Genomic DNA, 18,486 nt, shown 5'->3' on the forward strand with positions numbered 1-18,486 from the left:
TGGTTAGAGGCACATAAGCCCCAACGGAAGCGCATTAGAGACAACATCTCTTTGCCTTAACTACGTTTATATATATCCTCGAAACGAACAATATCGTCCTCTCCCAAGTAACCGCCTGACTGTATTTCGATCAAATGCAATGGCATTTTTCCTGGATTTTCTAACCTGTGCTTAACGCCTATCGGTATGTAAGTGGACTCATTTTCGGTGAGAAATTTTTCATCTTCTCCGCAGGTAATGCGTGCTGTACCACTCACCACCACCCAATGTTCGGCGCGATGATGATGCATTTGGAGCGACAATTTTCCTCCTGGATTAACGGTGATACGCTTAACCTGGAAGCGATCACCTATATCGATTCCCTCATAACTTCCCCAAGGTCGGAACACACTTGTATGATTCAAATGTTCGGTCCGTTGATTCTCCTTAAGATCATTGACGATTTTTTTGACATTTTGGACCTGATCTTTGTGCACTACCAACACCGCATCTTTGGTTTCTACGACGATCAAATCCTCGACCCCGACGACCGCCACAAAACGACTTTCCGCTCTGATCATGGAGTTTTTTACGCCATCGGTATAAACGTCGCCTCGCAGGACATTCCCATCTATATCAGCATCCAGTATTTCCCATAAAGCAGACCATGATCCAACGTCGTTCCAACCGATTTCGGATGGCACAACGACGGCATGCGTAGTGTGCTCCATGACGGCGTAATCAATCGACTCTGCTGGACAAACGGCAAAGGAGGTCTCATCCAAACGGCAAAAATCGAGATCACGATAAGCGCCGCTGAACGCCTTATCGCAACTTTCTGCTATAGCGGGACGGAAGGCGTGGAGCTCTTCAAGATAACGCGATGCCAAGAATAGAAACATGCCGCTATTCCAGCTATAAGCTTTATCAGCAACAAAAATTTCGGCCGTGGCACGGTCAGGCTTTTCCACAAATTTGTCGACTGTGTAACAACCATCCGTTCCTTCCAGAGCTTCACCGCGCCGGATATATCCATACCCCGTCTCGGGGCCGGATGGGACGATACCAAAAGTCGCAAGCGCGCCATTGCGCGCCGCTTGCGCCGCACGCTGCAACGCCACATGAAAAGCCTCGACATCAGCAATCACATGGTCTGCTGGCAGCACCAGCATCAGCGCTTCCGTATCTTCTTTCAATAAAAAATGTGCCGCTACGGCGACCGATGGCGCGGTATTTTTGCCTTCAGGTTCCAGCAAAATACCTAATGGCGCTACGCCAATGGCCCGCAATTGTTCAGCCACTAGAAAACGATGCTCATTACCGCAAGTAATTAACGGCGGCATCAACTCGGACCACTCCGACAACCGTAATAATGTCTCTTGCAACATCGAAAAATTCGAGCAGAGCGGCAGCAGTTGCTTTGGCAGCGCCTCACGCGAGAGCGGCCATAAGCGCGTTCCAGAACCTCCGGCAAGGATAACGGGATAAATTCTCATAGACCATCCTGCGTCATGGCAGCCGTGGTCCCTACTCTTGCTTTTGACCCAGAATCCAACTGATAGTCCGACTTGGAATCTAACTTAGAATTAATTTTAGATTCAGATTCAGCTGGAGATTCTGGCGGCTTATCGCGAGCATCACCCCATTCATGCTTGCCCGATTCCGGTAAATGAAGCATCTCACCAGCACGGTTCACGCTATATTCCTTGACCACAACCATTTCTTCCAGATAAGCGTCGGGCAGTATTCGCGTGTATTCAAACAACACACTACGCACCACTTCAGAGCCAGAACATACATGGCTGCCGTGTCCGATCCAGGTTGGTCCAATGATGGTGCAACCGGCCTCAATCAGACAACCGGCACCAATATAAACTGGCCCTTGAATGGTGGTACCGTTCCAATCTATGCTGGTATTAAGGCCGACCCATACCCCATCGGCGATTTGCGTCCCTGGCACTTCCAGCTGCGCTACTTCACCCAACAACACGCTTTGCAACACACTCCAGTAATCGGTCACAGTACCAATATCAATCCAATTGAAGTACCTTTGCTGCGCGTAAAATGGCAGGCCTTTTTCGGCCATCAGCGGGAACAGATCGGAGCCGATGTCGAACATTGTGCCAACAGGTATCAGATCAATGGCCTCCGGCTCAAAGATATAGATGCCGGTACTAGCGAAATTAGAGAGTGCGTCTGCCTCTTTCGGCTTCTCCTGAAATGATTTTATGCGTCCATCAAGATCCGTCACCACCACGCCATAGCTATCCACTTTATCCCAAGGCACCTCCTTGGTGACAACGCTTACCATTGCACCTTTTTTCTTATGCTCAAACAGTGCGGACGTCAGATCCAGATCAATTAACGCATCGCCGCAGATCACAATAGTCGTATCATCAAAAAAATTCGCAAACTCCTGAATTTTCTTGATACCCCCCGCTGAACCTAACGGTTCGGGAATGACCTCGCCACTATCATTGATATAGCCTTCAAACGAATAGCCAATCTGAACCCCGAATTGACTACCGTCGCCAAAATACTCTTCGATTTTGTGATGTAAATAGCTAACATTCACCATGATGTCACGCACGCCGTAACTAGCAAGATACTCGACCAGATAAGCCATTACGGGCTTGCCCAAAATCGGTATCATCGGTTTGGGAAGATCATAGGTCAGGGGACGAACGCGCGTGCCCTTGCCTGCCGCTAAAATCATTGCTTTCATGTTTCACCTCTTAAAATTTAATTTGGAATATCGTCAATATGATCAGGTTGCTATCTATCCCTCGCCCAGCAAATTCAGTACATTCCACTTCAGGCTTTCAGGTTTGTTGCATGGTTTGTATGTCTGTTGGAACTATCACCCCGATGCTTGCGACACAAAAGCAGAAATCGCATGATGTCAATGGTGTAGCGGCGTAATAGTCGACGTGGCTCAAGACACAATCGATATAACCATTCGAGACGTGTGCGTTGGATCAAACTAGGCGCTCGCGCTTTATCCCCACTCCAAAAATCGAATAATGCACCAACGCCGATCACGACATTTGCATGCAATGTCTGGCGACTCAACAGTATCCATTCCTCCTGAATCGGATTGCCGAGAGCCACTAATACCACTTCTGCCTCAACCAAATTGATCGCCTTAATCAACGCGGCATGATCATGTTCAATCCCGGTATAACCGTCGCAAGTACCAACGACCGTTTGTCCAAGGTTCATGCGGACATGTTCCGCTGCTTTGGCGAGGACTTCAGGCTTTCCTCCCAACATGAACACCCGTAGCGGTCTTTTCGCGCAAGAAAAGAAATACGGTATGAAATCTGTACCGTTTAAATTTTCTTTGAATTTGTCACGACGAAATAGAAACGCAGCGATATCCATTCCAATACCATCATTAACAATCGCTACCGAATCGCTCTTCATCGTTCCCAAAAGATAGCGACATTGAACGATGAAATTGGTATTTGCAAAAAATAGTGACACTTTCTTTTTGCCCTGCACTATTTGGCGCAAATACCTGGCCAACACTGGTGAAGTGGTTTTAATGACCGGGTAACCCGCGATCGGAATAAATTTTTCTTCACTCATGACCCACTCCTGAAAAAACCTCAACACCATAAAAGTACAATCCATTTCCGTATGTTCTTAAGACGCCATTTAGCGTACAAAAAAACGACGGAATCGCAAAGCAGCAAGCAACATCTCGTGCCATGAACTATTCACTGCGCGAATTTTCCAACCAGTAATAGCTACGATAAATGGATACAGCAAGCAGACAATCATTACGCCTCCCGCAACCAGCGTCACGTCGGTAAAGTGTGGAGGCATCATTAGAAGATAAGCACCCAATCCCAAAAACAATATGATGCTGCCCACCAAAGGCGGTGCCAGCGCAAACCACATCATGCGAACGTCCAGACCCAGTGCGCGATTGAGCAAGGTTTGTGAAATAGGGAATACCAGCAAAAAAGCACCGCAAAATGACAGACTCATACCAATCAGTCCAAAGTGATAGAAGGCTGCAGACAATGCGGTTGCCAACATTAATTGGGCGATGCCAACCATTACCGGTATACGATTTTTCCCCATTGCAAAAAACAGGTAGTCATTTAACTGAGTGATGGATGACAGGAGATACAAAATTGCAAGGGCGCCAATAGTTGGCGCTGCAGGTAACCACTTCGCCCCAAACACAGCCGTTATCAGAGGTTTCGCTAACACGGCTTGAAAACACAACAGCGGCGCAACGCAAAAGAACGTAATACCGAGTATTTTTAAATAGCCCTTTCTCAATGCTGCCAGATCCGTCCCTGCATTCGAAAACACCGGCAGCGCCACTTTGTGCATCGAACTGGCAATCACCAGATACACGGCTGACGTCACCCGCTTAGCCAAGTTATAAAGACCAGTTGCATACGGCCCAAGAAATATACTGACTAATAAAGAGTCGCCGTTGGTGTTGGCAAAGCTGAGCACACCCGACATTCCTACCTGACGAACATCATCCCAATATCTACGCATCAATGCACGGTCGAATACCAACCTTGGCAACCAGCGACTTTGGGCCACCACCAGCGCCAGGCCAAGACCGGATGCGGTCACTTGTTGCACCACCAGCGACATGCCGCCCCAGCCCTTGGTTGCCAGCGTGATGCCGACCACACCGCCAATCGATACCGATAGGATGGAACGAATAGCCAGTTGACGGAACATCATATTGCGCACCAACCTTGCCTCATAAGCGCGCACCAGACCATAGAAAAGTACAGAAGCACTCATCCCCTGCAAAACAGTTTTTAAATCTGGAGCACGAAATAACGAGGACACCACTCCGGCCGAGAAAAACATTAGTCCTGCAAGGATTAATCCTGCCAATGTGCAGCAAGTAAAGACCCACGAATACAGACGGTCATTTGGTTCTTTGGTGCGCACGATCGGCATCGCTATCGCATCGAATACGACAAGACGGGTAAATAGAATAAAAAGATGGGCGACCGTCAACAAACCAAATGCATCCGGTGCCAAAAAGCGCGCCAGCACCGCAAAGATGACGAATGACAATATCTGCTGGGCGAGGTTATCCACAATCGACCAGATCGATCCTGACGCGACGCCACCCGCTTTTTTTTGCTTTATTGCGCCCATTTCCATAACTTTATATCCAGTTCTACTTTCATTTTTTCCCCGTTTCGGCTTCTGCTTTATAAGCTTCTACTCAATAGTAAAAACTCTCTAACCTCTACCAGTCGCTACATGGCCCGCTTCAATATCTCCACTTGCGGCTTTTCTCCGTTCTCATCGGGTTGGATGCTGAACGGATAGCTACCTAACCATCTACCGGTAGACCAGTATGTCCAACCACCCCATGCAGAAGTGTTTTTGGTGCCGTCAACCAATGCTGATAAGGCTTTCAGGCACGCTTCGTTTGGTGCCACACCAAATTCACCCAGAAACAGACGTTGCTTGGTCGAAATTGCCCATTGCGTGATGTTGGCCATGACCGTCTTCATGCGAGCGGTATCAACACAGGAGTTGTTGGTGCCAGAAGAATCAGCATCTGCGTATTGATGCGTTTCGAGCATGTAGTTATTGGCAGGATCGTGAAATGACCTAAACGCGTCGGCGTTTGAGGTGCCTGCATCCTTAGAAAACCAGGAATGCGCGCCACTCCAGCCTCCTCCAGGAACTAAAATCAGATTCTTTGCACCTTTTTTTCGCAAGGCTAGAACGGTTTCCTGCGCGGTTGCTGCCCACTCAGCGGTCGGCAATTTACTGGGTTCGTTCATCAAACCAAACGCAACATTGGCAGGGTCTTTGAAAGAGGGCTGAAGACGCGTCCATAGGTCGACAAATGCATCACGCGGGACATCAACAGAGCCAATAGGCTTGCTGCGATATTCACCATAATTATGCACATCCAGAATCACACAAGCGCCGATGGAACGGGCATCGGCCACCGTGGATACAATCCTGTTTAACTCAGCGGAATCAAGTGCACCAAACAATTTAGGTTGCACTCGCTCCCATAGAAACGGCAGCCGAAAGGTATTCATTCCCAGCGACTGAAAATAACGCATATCGGCGATATCAGGATAAACATAATCTTTAAAAACCGTACCCGGCAGCTTCTGAGCAGCAAACTCTGCACCACTCAAATTGACGCCAACCAGCCGTTTGTTATCCAGACAATTAGCAACTGCCAAATGCGTCATAAGAAAGCATCCTATAAACATGCCAATGGAAAAAGCGCCTCGCGCTATGCGGGAAAATGCAAATGCATAGGAGCGACTTGCATTTTTAAGCATCGCCCTTAAGAAGATTTTCTTCATCGTTCATCACTTTCACAGAAAAGAGGCTGGGCATTAGATGCCATTGGAAATAACGGAAGTATTTTTTTCTTAAAGCTATTTCCCATCGTTTTAATCAACTGCGCTCCAGGCTTTTCAACTAAATGAAAATTAAGCCAGGAGACAATCAAGACAATGACGGAAAATATGACCAGAAAAATAATTTGAAGCGAGATCGACACCAGATCGTTGCTCTTCTCCGGAAGTAATCTCTGGAATAGATAAATGACCGGCATATGCAGTAAGTAAATTGAAAAACTACATTCGCCGCAGAAAACAATAAACTTATTTTCGAATAATAATTTTGCGATTGCGGAGGGAAACGTAAAGCTAAATACTAGAACCGCGCCAACCACGGCTGTCAAAATACTGCTATAAAATTCTTTATTGCTTAAAAATGGGAGCGGTAGGACTCCACTTTCCATCACGATCATCAATCCGATCAACACTGCGTGCAATGCAGTGATTGATTTTTTATCTTGCGTTGTTTTAATACTTGATCGGATCACACCAGCTATGACACCAAACAAAAAATAGTGTAGTTTTCCACCAATAAAAGTCCCTGGAAAAACATCCCGATAAGACAAAATTAGCACGCTTCCGATCACTAAAAATAGAATGCCGACGATATCAAATCGTGTTGTGTAACGGCTTGCAGCGGCCCAGATAATGACGAACAAGAAATAGAATTCAACTTCCGGTGTGATACTCCAAAAAACGGATACGTTGCCGGAGAACAAGAGATGGCGCAGAATATTTTTGCTTGATATCTCGTAGATAAAATTCGGATCAATATGTGTGTAGATGATGTAGGAAAGAAAAAGAATCACAAGATAAGCGGGCGCTATCCTAGAGAATCTGGATATCGCATAATTCGTCACATCCAGCGCTGAAAAATTCTTTCCGATATATAGATACGCCATCAAAAAACCACTTAATGAAAAGAAAATCATCACGCCGATTTCGCCTGAAAAATTTATTTTCAGTGGAAGAGAAAACCAACTCACTGCATGGGCGTAGACCACCATCAACGCCGCTAATCCGCGTAAACCGGTAATCGCATCAATTCTCGTTTTTATCATTTTTCATCAGACAGTTAGCTATTTTATAAATATTTTTTAAATTAAATTTAATAGACTGGTGCGCCTTAACTTGTCATCAGATTTTTATAAACATCCACATATTTATTGGCGATATGTCGCCAGTTATAACGATCCGCAAATTGCTGCATATGCGTCCGTCCCGCTATATAGTTACGTTGGTTTTCTTTGTGCAAATGCAGAAGCTGTTCAATGTTATCTTTGGTATTTTCTGCCGAAAGTAACATGCCACTTTGAGATTGTTCGACCAAATTGCGAAATGGGGGAATGTCGCTGAGAACTGGTGTCAACCCAGCGCTCATTGCTTCAATCGGTGCAATACCGAAACCTTCATGCCGCGACAAACAAACAAAGTAACTAGATTGCCCAATGAGTGCAGCCAACTCATCATCCGTTGGATTAGGTACTATTTGGACTACATCGGCCAGTCGATGCTCACGCAACCAGGTACGTAACTCGTCTGCAGTGTGATCGTATTCCCGTCCTGCAATAATGAGTTTCCAGCCCGGATGTTGCGTCTCTAACTGTTCAAATAACGCAAGCGTTTCGAGCAACCCTTTATTAATAGACCAGCGCCCGAAATAGATCAGCGTCTGCGTTGGCGTCGATGCTGCCTGGTTCCTGTATTTTTCAACATTGACACCGTTTTCGATCACTGCCAATTTAGGCGATTTCACAATTTTTTTAAAAATGTCACCATCATTATCGCTAGTGGCAATAATTTTGTCGTACACCATTGAGGAGGCGCGCGTTACTGTATTGAAATAGACTTTTTTAAGTGTCGATGCAAATTTTGTGTGAAAAAATCCACCGTGCGTTGAGGCCACAAGCGGTCGACGATGTAAAGGCTTTGTCAACGCCATATAGTCAAAAAAGAAATCAACACCGTGGACATGAATGACATCAGCATCGGCGACATGCTTCAGTACTTGGGGACATAGCGGATATCGGGTAGTTCCGTGAAAAGGCAGACGCACCACACCCACACCGTGGACAACCGCTTCAGGAGCCAAAAATTCGCTAGAGTTTCTGAACAATCGGTTGAGCGTAATAATCCTCGGAATCTGGTCGTGGTGTTCGCGCTGTTGTCGGGCGATATTTTGCACAACGTCTTCCATGCCACCGATGGAAGGAGAATACTGACGCACAATGTGCACGACTTTAATAGGCATGTGAGATTCCTTTTATGTGCGGGAGGGTTTAGAAGCGATTTCGAGGAGCGTTGACAGCGCTCCCTTTTCACGGCCGACTAGACAGCCGACCAGAAACCAAAGAATGCCAGCAGTCTTTAATGCAAATAACGAAGTGCCACTGACGCACAGGATCAGGGACATATACAGGGTGATATAGGCCCGAAAGCGATCACCTCTTTCATCTTCCATTTTGAGCATCCAAAAGGAGAGCCACAAAAAGAGGCATAGGACCAAACCAAGGCGGGTCAATAAAGAGGGATAACCCATGTCGCCGAAACTGATATCGAATCCATCTACGCCAAAAATCATGCCAAGATTCATATTCAGCAACATTTTTCCACTGACATAAAGCCGTCCGATCACGCTGTCGCTATAGCGACCGTCAAAGAATATGGCGATGCTCAACAGCATCCCGACGCTAAGCACTGGCAAGACAATCATCCAGACATTTTTTTTGCAGAATGGGACGCAGCGCATCAATACCAGCGCTGCTACCGTAATCATTCCGTAGCGCGAGTCGCTCAATGCAATCATCGTGACGGCAGAGAAGAGAAAGAACAGCATTTCCTTAATTTCGTCACGTCGCTTGCATAAGCCCCAGGCACCGACGATCACCGCAAAATTGCCAAGCGATACAGGCTCCAAAAAGATGGACGATACCCGGTGATTTCCAAGTAGCGCCGGCAAAATCGTGCGCCCGATGCCTTCAGGCCGCATCCCGTTCAATCCCAGTACACTACCCTTAGCCCAGTTGGAGCCCGCAGCCAAACTGCCTTGGCTGACATAGTAAGAAAAGATATTAAAAATGCGAGAAAATAAATCCAGGAATAGCAATTCGAAAAATCCAAAAAATAGCACCACCACGACCATCATCTTCAATAAACGATCAGCATAGTTGAGGTCACCGATCTGACGTCCAAGTCCGTAAAACAGGATAGGAATCATCACATCCCTGAATCCTTTCGGGTCCAGTTGATTGCGAAAAATGGCCATCAGAAACAAGTACGCGCCAACCAGCGTGGCAACGGCAACGAATTCAAGCCGGATGCTTTTGACCAATACGATAAGGCAGGAGAGGTAGATAAAGCCTTCAGCCAATCCGACACCCGACATAGAAATCGGATGCACGTTGGTATGGATCGCGCACAGGGCTGCTTGATATACTAGTGCTACCATCAAGATCCAAAATACCAGACTCTTATCCGGAATTGCCACACTGACCTGACGAGGAAAAATAAAATTCCTGATGCTTGATAAATATTGCATACGACTGATTAACCTATAGTGATGCAAAGAATACTAAATACATGTAAGTACCGCTAAAGCGGGAAGCAATGCAGCAACGTAGAACATGATTTTTGTATCTACTTTGTTTTGCGACATTCTTTTCATATCCGTTATTACTAATAATCGATAACACAACCAAAGAAATACAATGGCTCGTGCGTCAAAAAGTGACGATCACTGAACCTACAATTTCGGTACCGCTGTGGCGGAGTTGCTCACTAAAGGCGGTGAGTTCTGTAATACCTGTGTAATTCTTTCGCACCACTACCAATGCGCCGCCCGCGTGCGCAGCAATATTCAGTGCATCAGCGGCGGTTGCAAATGCTGGTGTGTCATACAAAATGATATCGAAACGGTCGCACAGAGCTTCATTCACCAAACCTAATGCCGTACCACTCATCAACTCATCAACATTCGGCATCATTGAACCAGCGGGAAGTAAAGAAAGGTCAATGAACGCCTCCATAGGAGAGAGCAGATGTAAACCGGCATTGCCTGACAACACATCCGCCAATCCATCTCCAGAGGGCAAATTAAATAGACTGTGTTGACTTGGCGTACGCAAATTGGCATCGACGATCAATGTCTGTTTGCCCAGTTGCGCGAAGACGACTGCCAGATTGGCTACCAGCAAACTGGTTCCATCGCCCTGATTGACGCTGACAAGCGCCAGTGTCTTGTTACCCTCCCCAAACCAACGCCGCATCAACTGACTACGGATACTGCGCAAGGCCTCAACTTCTGCGCTAAACGGTTGATAGGCCGCCTTCAAAGTGGGGGGATAAGTTCCTTGCTCCGCCAACAAATAGGGATAATCAAATTGACGTGACAACGCCATTTGAATGTCGGTCTCGCTGATCACTCCAAGCCGCATCGCGGCCTCACCAAAAGGAATACCTTCTTCCTTTTGCAGATTTCGGATGCTTGCCAACTGCTCCAGCGTAATCTTGCCTTGCTCAAGCAATATGCGGCCTAAATTTGCATCTCTTCGGACCGTTGCAGCAGGAGTAAGAATAGAGCTGACGGAGTTGTCCATATTGATTAACCTTTTATCTCTGGCTTTGCACGGCTGGAAACTAATCGATTGGCCGACGCAACTTTTTTGGGTCCCGCACTACCCCAATTTATTGTGCCAAGCACTGGTGCGCTCAATGCTTTCGCTGCATCGCTATCCGATCTCACGCGCCGATGTGCTAACTCTTGCAATATCGCTAATGCAAATCCAAGCATCAAGCCCATCATGACCGACAGCACGATGTTGAGCGGAATATTGGGACTAGCTGGACGCACTGGCGTCGTTGCTGCATTCAGTAGCGATACATCCGACTGGTTGGAATTACCTTCCAATTCCGATTTTGTCAGACGCAAATTGACTGCGTCGTAAGCACGCTGTGCGTTGTCGACATCTTTGACGAGAACAGATAGGCCATCGCGGGCGCGGTTAAGTTGCAATACCTTGGCTGTTTGAGTCGCTAATGCTGCGCGTACTTCTGCTTCACGCTGCCGTAATATGCGCCCGTTGTTTGCAGAGCCATTATTGGTGGCACTAATATTGCTATTTAGTTCAGCACGCAGTCTATCAACCTCAGCTTTTGCGGCCTGATATTGTGGATGGTTCGGTGCCAGATTTTTTGACAATTGTGCAAATTTCCCTTCTGCCAGCGCCAACGAAGATTTCAGCGTTTGAATCAGCGAATTCGCGATCACATCTGGCGAATCCCTGCCACCGCTACCCATTGCCTGATTAGCACGCGACGATGCCTCAATTGCTTGTCCTTGCGCAGCGACCAGTTGACTAGACAAGTCATTTAAGCGTGCCGTTTCAACATCGAGATGATTGTCAGTACTGACCAATCCATGCTCCTGCTGATAGGCCGACAACTTGCTCTGTGCAGCCTCCAGATCAACGCGCAAGCTTTTTATCTGACCGGTAAAATACGTTGCCGCTTGTCGCATCGGGGCGACCTTAATCTCCAGATTAACTTGCTGATAGGCATTTGCAAAACCGTTTGCAATTGCTGCAGCGAATCGTGGATCCTTGCCTTTGGCATTAATTTCAACCACGCTGCTCTCGCGCGCGGGTGATACATCCACCATTTTCAACAACATATCAGCCAGCCAGTCACGGATTGTTTCTTCTCCCTTTGTGCTATCGGCGAAACGCTGCTTAAAGACTGGATCGTTAGCCAGACCAAGATTGTCGACTGCTTTCAAAGCAACACTTCTGCTGATCACAATATCCATCTGTGTCGCCATATATCCCGCCACCAATTGCGCTGGCAAAACCTCTCCAGATACTGGATCGGTCCCTTTATAGTTGAGCAACATGGTGCTTGACGCCTTATACGTTTTTGGCAAAAACAGACTGACTAAAGTCGTTGCCGCTACGATCAGGATCAACGTATAGAGCACGATTTTATAGCGCGCACGCAGGATAGTTAAAAGCTGATAAAAAGTCATGAGAGCACCTCTCGAACAGGGCTATTCAACAATAAGATCGCAAGCGACAAACCGTCGACACGGCTCATAGCTATCAAAATAAACTTTCTTTGACGTACACGACATCATCCGGTTTAAGCTCATCATCATTTTGCACGCCGATCATTACCGTTTTTCCATCAGCGTCGCGGCGTTTAATACGCAAGCCGCGCTCGGTCCCGCGTGGTGTGAGGCCACCGCCAATTGATAGCGCTTGCGTCACGCTCATGTTTCGCTCAAGGCGATAGCCACCGGGATGCTGGACTTCACCATAGATGTAAAACTTGGGAGCGCGATCCACATACACCATGTCTCCATTCATCAGATCAAGATCCCTCGTCATGTCAGCTGAGTGGATCATATCGACCAGATTGACAACTCGCTTACTGGTTTTTCCATCACGGGTACGAATGATGGTGGCGGTATCGCCGCCGTCAGGACCGACGCCACCTGCAACAGCCAGCATATCGGTCACGGTGCGTGTTCCATTAATTGGATACCGACCGGGGCGCAAAACCTGCCCAAGCATCGAAACCTGTTGGCTCTGTAACTCAGTCACCATGATATTGACCTGCGCCTTGAGCAAAAAACCACCGCTAATTAACAAACCTGCGATCTTTTTTTCGGCATCCGCAGTCGATAAGCCACCGATACTGACATTGCCGATAAGCGGAAATGTCACACTACCGGACTCACTGACTTTGGTCTCCAGGCTCAGGTCAGGATTGCCAAATACTGCTATTTTCAAGCCATCGCCGGGGCCAAGCTGCATATCGGCTGCTTGTGCAGAAATTGCTGAAAGTGCCGATACCACCAGCAACATCATCAGCAAGGCTGCGTAGAATTTTTTTATCATTGCCTTCATCCTCATAAGTTATTTCTTTTCTACTGTCGTATTGACTACCATCTTCTGGTCGTCTAAATCTTTCCACTATTTCACTACATACATGGTCAATGTCATCAAGTCACTCAGCGGTATATGTCTCATGTTGATAACGAATCTATTTTTTATTCAACGCCGTGACCGGATGCGATTTCTCTTCGATATTCTCGCTATCATTTTTGTCCACATAGTCGAGTTTGGCCAAAGGACGTAAACGTGCGATTTCTGTCGCAGCGACCTCTTGCATTTTTTTATTCAATAAAAATCGCTCGATCTGGGAAGCAGCCTGTGAGGCCGGAATCGGACTATCGACCAAATCGGTAAGTGCACAGAGTAAATCTCGTTCTCCCTCCTTCAGAACAAATAAATGATTTCCCCCCAAGTTCTGAAGCTTGCTAAAAACTTCAGCAGGAAGATCGGCATTGGTGTAGGAAACAGCATTTTTGACATACGCAATTTTGTGCGCAGTCAACCACGCCTCCACCTGACTAAGTGATGTTCCTGCGTCCATGACAGCTTTAAGCGATTGACTAAAATCTTGCGAAGCGATGCTTAACTGACTGATATCTAACACCTTGCGATGTGCGAATAACTCTGGATGACTCCGAAAATAACTATCGATATCTTCTTTAGATGGCCTGACGGTTGTTCCTGCTTCGGATTCCAGATAAGCCTGGACAATTGTCTGCGTTTTATAGCGCTCAATGGTCTGCACGACTTTTGGATCGCGATCAACTTTGTTACGCTCGGCTTCTCCCAACAAGATTTTCCTATCAATCAACGCTTCCAATGCCTGCTTACGTGCGGTTGGTCCGACCGCCGCCGCTGTACCGCCCCCGTCCTGTGCCGTACCAGCGCTTGCTAATTCCGCGTCTAACTGATGGGCCGTAATCTCGCCACCATTGACTCTTACCAATATCTTGCTGGTATTCTTATCCCTGTCACTACAGCCTGATAAGCCCATAGCAGCAAGAGGTAGCAGCAACATCAGTATCCCTACACCATTTATGCGGTGAGCTGAACTAATGTTGCGGGTTGCATTAAACTGTTTTGAGCAATTCAAGATCCGACTCCCACGAATAAACAAACGACAACACAATTTTCTTATTTTTCTCATCAACGCAGCCTTAATCAGGACTAGCAAATAATCGATCAGGCACTTAGTCTCCCCATCATTTTTGATATAGGAAAAAAGCCAATCGATGAGCGCATGGGACGACGGCGAATCTGGTACAGCAACAAACCAAGCCCTACCAAAAAGATGGTCCAAATTTCAGGCTTTTGAGGCGGTTGTCGCTTAAAATTTTTGAGAAAGTAATACAGCGAATCATCCACAACTGCGACACTTGACACCATTTTTTTTGATACGCTACTTCCATCGCCAATGCCTGAAAAATTTCGGGTGATGGCATCGGTATTCGCCCAGGCGTCGTGCGATCCCTCTAATGCAGAAAAGATCACACGGGGCGCGACGGGCGAACTGAAGGATCCAAATTGCGCGGGATACTCAGACTTCGGCATTTCGAAACTAACGCGCTCGACATTCTGTGCGTTAGCGCCGCTATAGTTATCAACATCATGGCTTGATCGCAGCGTGCTTGCGCCATGCGGAGCGAGCTGAAAAATCGGCGTTGCGGCGGCAGCAATATTTGCTTGACCTGCAAATAAAAAACTCAACAACAATATGGCTATTTTCATCATATTTTCCTTTAAATATTCATAGAGCATCGCGCATCATTTGCGCCTCAAATAACCCGGTCAAAACCCCACCATCAAATGCTGATATCAACATCAGCTTTGATATCTCCTCCGCCGTTTTTCGTTGTGAAATTTTCACACCACGGTTTAGTAAGCATTATCTTTTTTCAACACTTCTTTGACGGTACGAACAATGATCAACAGATCCAATCCTAGCGACCAGTTGCGTAAATATTCCAAATCAAATTCAATCCGTGAGCGCATTTTGTCCAGCGTATCGGTCTCGCCACGAAAACCGTTGACCTGTGCCCATCCGGTAATTCCAGGTTTCACTTTGTGCCGCAACATGTAACCCTTGATCAGCTTGCGATACATTTCATTGTGCGCAACAGCGTGGGGGCGCGGTCCGACGATACTCATGCGACCTTGCAACACATTGATAAACTGCGGTAATTCGTCCAGCGAGGTGCGACGTAAAAAACCGCCAAAACGCGTTACCCTCACATCGTTTTTGGTGGCCTGATCGACCACTGCACCATCTTCGCAAACACCCATTGAGCGAAACTTGTAGACGACAATTTCTTCGCCATTTAATCCATAGCGGCGCTGCGAAAAAATAATTGGACCAGGTGAAGATAATTTCACTCCAATTGCAATGGGTAACATAATAGGCAACAACATAATCTGAATCAGTAGCGCCAAAACGATATCGCTTCCCCGCTTCAGAACGCTACGTAAACCGGTGAAAGGTGTCTCACAAATACCGATAACCGGAATACCGCCCACGTGATCCAATCGCGCCTGAATCAGATCGAAGGTATAAATGTCGGGTACAAAATAAACCGATGCAGTCGTATCCCGTAATTCCTCCATTAAGGCGGCCAAACTGGGATGTGCTGACATCGGCAGACAAATAAAAATTGTCTTGATTTTTTGCTCACGTACATAAGGACCTACGTCAGCAATCAAACCAAGGTACGGACTTGATAATTCAGGTGACCGAGTTGCTTCATCGTGATCATCAAAAAATCCTCGTACGTCAATACCCGCATTGCTACGTGACGTCAGGCGACGAAGAATATCTATGCCGGGATCGTTCGACCCAACAACAATTGCAGTCCGTACTTCACGGTCCTTCCCCACATTGAATGCCAGTCGATAAGCGGTCAAGCGGCTCAATAGAAGCGCAAATGGCGCAAGCCCGAACCAGGTCCAGACGACATGATCCGAGAACTCATAGCGCAGTCCGGTACCCTGGCCAATCAACGTCAATGCAGCTACGACAATTGACCAACCCAGGAAAATATCGGTGGCAAATGCGAGTTTGTTACCAATATGCAGAGTACGATACAGATCAATCTGTTCATAGATAAAAGATGAAATAAAGAAAGCAATAATCATCAGCGCCAAATAGTCGCCGGTGAACATTTCATCCTGCACGGTGATGATCAGATACAACAAGCCAAGAATGATGGCGGGATCAAGCAAACGCTTGAAGAACGAAACGAGGGGGATATCATTCTCGGTCATTTTGTCCTACCTTAAAATGCATAACGCGTGTTGAGCATGACGCCGTTGCTTACGTATCCGCCAGAAGAGGCAGCGAGCACTTGTGTACTGCGACTGCCTGATAGTTGCCACTCCCATTTTGGGGTTGGGTTATACACCACCGTCAATGCCGTGTTACGGAGGACGTCATTCATATCAGTAGAACCGATAGTGCCGGATGCCGAAGATTGGCTAAAATCTCTCTTCTGATATTTGAATTGCCCAACCACGCGGATTTTTTCCGAGTACTGCCAACTGGTTGCCACACTAGCGCCGTGATTTAAGGAGTAGACCGTCGATAGATCATCCACTGCGCCAATCTCCCTCCAGGCAGCGATAGTAAAAGCCAGTCTTTCGGTCGGTAACCAGTCTGCAGAAAGGCGGGAATTGAAACCTTTAAAATCACGTACAGAAAACGCATCTTGCTTTCTGCTCACCCATCCACCAAAGAAGTGAAGACGCGTTTTAGCCGTTAACAACCAATCTATTTTTGCCTTGATTTCATCCTGGTTATAACCATTAAAAACTGATACGCCGCCACTCTGTTCGGGATTCGGAAAATCTGCGCGTGTGTGACGCAATTGGAGTCCGATAGTGCTGCCGCTGGCGGCAAGATAATCGATTCCAAATTCGGTTTGATTCTGTGCGTTATTACCCGTTTGTTGCGATGCCAGGTCATACCATAATTTGCTATGTTGGAGGCCTGCATGCACGCGCCAACTAGGATGGAATAACCACGATCCATTCACATACGCAGTCTCTTGCGTCCGTATATTAGCTTCCAGCAAATGGAAGTCAATGAAAGGCGTCAGACCTTGTGAATAGGTAACGCCCGCGTTACCCTCAACGTGATCGCCAGCATGCCAGTTCCAATTGGCGGATACATTTTTATCCAGATGATTGAGCTGATCGAATCGTTCGTATTCGACATTCGTCACATTTAAATTTGCAGTCAGATGTTGTTGACTAATACTTTTGTCTAGGGCCAGACCAAACTGCGCGCGACGTGTTACATCGGATAAATTGTTCCCTGCACCCATACCCTGCGCAACGCCCGAGTTCTGCAATCGCAGCAAATTGTCATCGTAACTTATGCCATAACCAACATAAGGAGTAATGGAATCAGCGGCCGGCGTCATGATATCGGCAAGCGGAATAGTATCTGTCGGCACCAGGTCACTCGTATCGGCTAGAGCCGCTACGCATGAACACATGGGTATCAGCAAAATGGCTTTCCAGCGAAACCGCCTGAGACCGACGCGGCGTTTTAATTTATTCATTTACTATCTTTCTTGACCGTCAAATGACATTCCGAAGTCAGCAATCCAACGCCCACAAACATTTTTGTTAGCTATTTACATATGCAAAAGATGCAAAAAAAAATTATTGTTGAAAAATAATTATTTCAAAACTAAAAATTTTCTACACGAATCGAAATAATGTGTTCTTTGTTACTATTTTTTTAGTAACGTCGCGCATCGAAACTTATAAAAACTTAATTAAAATTTAGCTGAATAAGGGCCGACTAATCGTGATGAGCGAGTGACGGACAGTGGAGGAAAGGAACCGAAAGAAGGAACTAAAAGAAGGATGTGAAGGGTGTAAAGGATGTGAATGGCATGCATGTAGCGTCTTCATTAGACGCCGTAACAACTTGCGCTCGAAGCGCAGCAAGGACTGTACACATATTAATTGCGCATCAACCGAACGCGCGGCATGGGCAGCGAAATACTTAAAATCGCGAGAGATTAGGAACAGCAGTGAGCTAATTTTTTGCATCATTAATCTTTTGAAAAGTAATATTTACATTTGGCATCTGGCGCAGTATCGAAGACAAAAATACCGTCGATAAACCGTTCTCGTACTCACTTATATTTAAACGAGAGAAATAAATTTGTTAACTTTTCCTATATCCATAACAATGTTGTGGCACAGCATAATGACCCGAGATAATTCTGTAAGTTCAGTTC

General features: G+C 46.6%; 15 protein-coding genes. All 15 read right to left on the reverse strand.

Going from position 1 to position 18,486, the window contains the following annotated elements:
• Window positions 1-56 precede the first annotated feature (56 nt).
• Window positions 57-1,475 carry a mannose-1-phosphate guanylyltransferase/mannose-6-phosphate isomerase gene (locus tag QN379_RS16855; protein WP_323507133.1) on the reverse strand — a complete coding sequence of 473 codons (1,419 nt, stop codon included), beginning with the start codon at window positions 1,473-1,475 and terminating at the stop codon, window positions 57-59.
• Entirely contained in the window at window positions 1,472-2,704 is a 1,233-nt protein-coding gene (locus tag QN379_RS16860) for an NDP-sugar synthase (protein ID WP_323507134.1), read from the reverse strand. Before QN379_RS16860 ends, QN379_RS16855 begins: the two co-directional genes overlap by 4 nt.
• A gap of 89 nt (window positions 2,705-2,793) precedes the next feature.
• Window positions 2,794-3,570, reverse strand: a complete 777-nt coding sequence (locus tag QN379_RS16865; protein WP_322239801.1) for a WecB/TagA/CpsF family glycosyltransferase — start codon at window positions 3,568-3,570, stop codon at window positions 2,794-2,796.
• A gap of 69 nt (window positions 3,571-3,639) precedes the next feature.
• Complete coding sequence (locus QN379_RS16870) at window positions 3,640-5,133, reverse strand: lipopolysaccharide biosynthesis protein (RefSeq protein WP_322239804.1); 1,494 nt, start codon at window positions 5,131-5,133, stop codon at window positions 3,640-3,642.
• Window positions 5,134-5,231: 98 nt separating this feature from the next.
• Window positions 5,232-6,194, reverse strand: coding sequence for a glycoside hydrolase family 5 protein (locus QN379_RS16875; RefSeq protein WP_323507135.1), 963 nt, complete (start codon window positions 6,192-6,194; stop codon window positions 5,232-5,234).
• Window positions 6,195-6,307: 113 nt separating this feature from the next.
• The gene (locus tag QN379_RS16880) at window positions 6,308-7,411 is read right to left on the reverse strand and encodes an acyltransferase (protein ID WP_323507136.1); all 1,104 of its coding nucleotides are present in this window, start codon (window positions 7,409-7,411) and stop codon (window positions 6,308-6,310) included.
• A gap of 65 nt (window positions 7,412-7,476) precedes the next feature.
• On the reverse strand, window positions 7,477-8,601 hold the full coding sequence (locus QN379_RS16885; protein WP_323507137.1) for a glycosyltransferase family 4 protein: 1,125 nt from the start codon (window positions 8,599-8,601) through the stop codon (window positions 7,477-7,479).
• 12 nt (window positions 8,602-8,613) lie between these two features.
• On the reverse strand, window positions 8,614-9,798 hold the full coding sequence (locus QN379_RS16890) for a polysaccharide polymerase (RefSeq protein WP_323507138.1): 1,185 nt from the start codon (window positions 9,796-9,798) through the stop codon (window positions 8,614-8,616).
• 271 nt (window positions 9,799-10,069) lie between these two features.
• Complete coding sequence (locus tag QN379_RS16895; protein WP_323507139.1) at window positions 10,070-10,945, reverse strand: chain length determinant protein tyrosine kinase EpsG; 876 nt, start codon at window positions 10,943-10,945, stop codon at window positions 10,070-10,072.
• 5 nt (window positions 10,946-10,950) lie between these two features.
• Complete coding sequence (gene epsF / locus QN379_RS16900) at window positions 10,951-12,369, reverse strand: chain length determinant protein EpsF (RefSeq protein WP_322239814.1); 1,419 nt, start codon at window positions 12,367-12,369, stop codon at window positions 10,951-10,953.
• A 73-nt stretch (window positions 12,370-12,442) separates the two neighbouring features.
• Complete coding sequence (epsE, locus tag QN379_RS16905) at window positions 12,443-13,252, reverse strand: polysaccharide export protein EpsE (protein ID WP_416186892.1); 810 nt, start codon at window positions 13,250-13,252, stop codon at window positions 12,443-12,445.
• Between the two features lie 136 nt (window positions 13,253-13,388).
• A complete protein-coding gene (locus QN379_RS16910) occupies window positions 13,389-14,258 on the reverse strand; it encodes an EpsD family peptidyl-prolyl cis-trans isomerase (RefSeq protein WP_323507140.1) in 870 nt (289 codons plus the stop codon).
• Between the two features lie 164 nt (window positions 14,259-14,422).
• On the reverse strand, window positions 14,423-14,971 hold the full coding sequence (locus QN379_RS16915; RefSeq protein ID WP_323507141.1) for a hypothetical protein: 549 nt from the start codon (window positions 14,969-14,971) through the stop codon (window positions 14,423-14,425).
• A gap of 144 nt (window positions 14,972-15,115) precedes the next feature.
• Complete coding sequence (locus QN379_RS16920; RefSeq protein WP_322239820.1) at window positions 15,116-16,498, reverse strand: undecaprenyl-phosphate glucose phosphotransferase; 1,383 nt, start codon at window positions 16,496-16,498, stop codon at window positions 15,116-15,118.
• Between the two features lie 11 nt (window positions 16,499-16,509).
• Window positions 16,510-17,796, reverse strand: coding sequence for an XrtB/PEP-CTERM-associated polysaccharide biosynthesis outer membrane protein EpsL (epsL, locus tag QN379_RS16925; protein ID WP_323507142.1), 1,287 nt, complete (start codon window positions 17,794-17,796; stop codon window positions 16,510-16,512).
• Window positions 17,797-18,486 lie beyond the last annotated feature (690 nt).

This window comes from Glaciimonas sp. Gout2 (assembly GCF_035018905.1).
Classification (GTDB): domain Bacteria; phylum Pseudomonadota; class Gammaproteobacteria; order Burkholderiales; family Burkholderiaceae_D; genus Glaciimonas.

Bases quoted from the DNA above. Each gene is read 5' to 3' on its own strand.
- QN379_RS16865 (WP_322239801.1), bottom strand. From the start codon at position 3,570: ATGAGTGAAGAAAAATTTATTCCGATCGCGGGTTACCCGGTCATTAAA.
- epsF (WP_322239814.1), bottom strand. From the start codon at position 12,369: ATGACTTTTTATCAGCTTTTAACTATCCTGCGTGCGCGCTATAAAATC.
- QN379_RS16895 (WP_323507139.1), bottom strand. From the start codon at position 10,945: ATGGACAACTCCGTCAGCTCTATTCTTACTCCTGCTGCAACGGTCCGA.
- QN379_RS16870 (WP_322239804.1), bottom strand. From the start codon at position 5,133: ATGGAAATGGGCGCAATAAAGCAAAAAAAAGCGGGTGGCGTCGCGTCA.
- QN379_RS16860 (WP_323507134.1), bottom strand. From the start codon at position 2,704: ATGAAAGCAATGATTTTAGCGGCAGGCAAGGGCACGCGCGTTCGTCCC.
- epsL (WP_323507142.1), bottom strand. From the start codon at position 17,796: ATGAATAAATTAAAACGCCGCGTCGGTCTCAGGCGGTTTCGCTGGAAA.
- QN379_RS16875 (WP_323507135.1), bottom strand. From the start codon at position 6,194: ATGACGCATTTGGCAGTTGCTAATTGTCTGGATAACAAACGGCTGGTT.
- QN379_RS16880 (WP_323507136.1), bottom strand. From the start codon at position 7,411: ATGATAAAAACGAGAATTGATGCGATTACCGGTTTACGCGGATTAGCG.
- QN379_RS16910 (WP_323507140.1), bottom strand. From the start codon at position 14,258: ATGTTGCTGCTACCTCTTGCTGCTATGGGCTTATCAGGCTGTAGTGAC.
- epsE (WP_416186892.1), bottom strand. From the start codon at position 13,252: ATGAAGGCAATGATAAAAAAATTCTACGCAGCCTTGCTGATGATGTTG.
- QN379_RS16920 (WP_322239820.1), bottom strand. From the start codon at position 16,498: ATGACCGAGAATGATATCCCCCTCGTTTCGTTCTTCAAGCGTTTGCTT.
- QN379_RS16885 (WP_323507137.1), bottom strand. From the start codon at position 8,601: ATGCCTATTAAAGTCGTGCACATTGTGCGTCAGTATTCTCCTTCCATC.
- QN379_RS16915 (WP_323507141.1), bottom strand. From the start codon at position 14,971: ATGATGAAAATAGCCATATTGTTGTTGAGTTTTTTATTTGCAGGTCAA.
- QN379_RS16855 (WP_323507133.1), bottom strand. From the start codon at position 1,475: ATGAGAATTTATCCCGTTATCCTTGCCGGAGGTTCTGGAACGCGCTTA.
- QN379_RS16890 (WP_323507138.1), bottom strand. From the start codon at position 9,798: ATGGTAGCACTAGTATATCAAGCAGCCCTGTGCGCGATCCATACCAAC.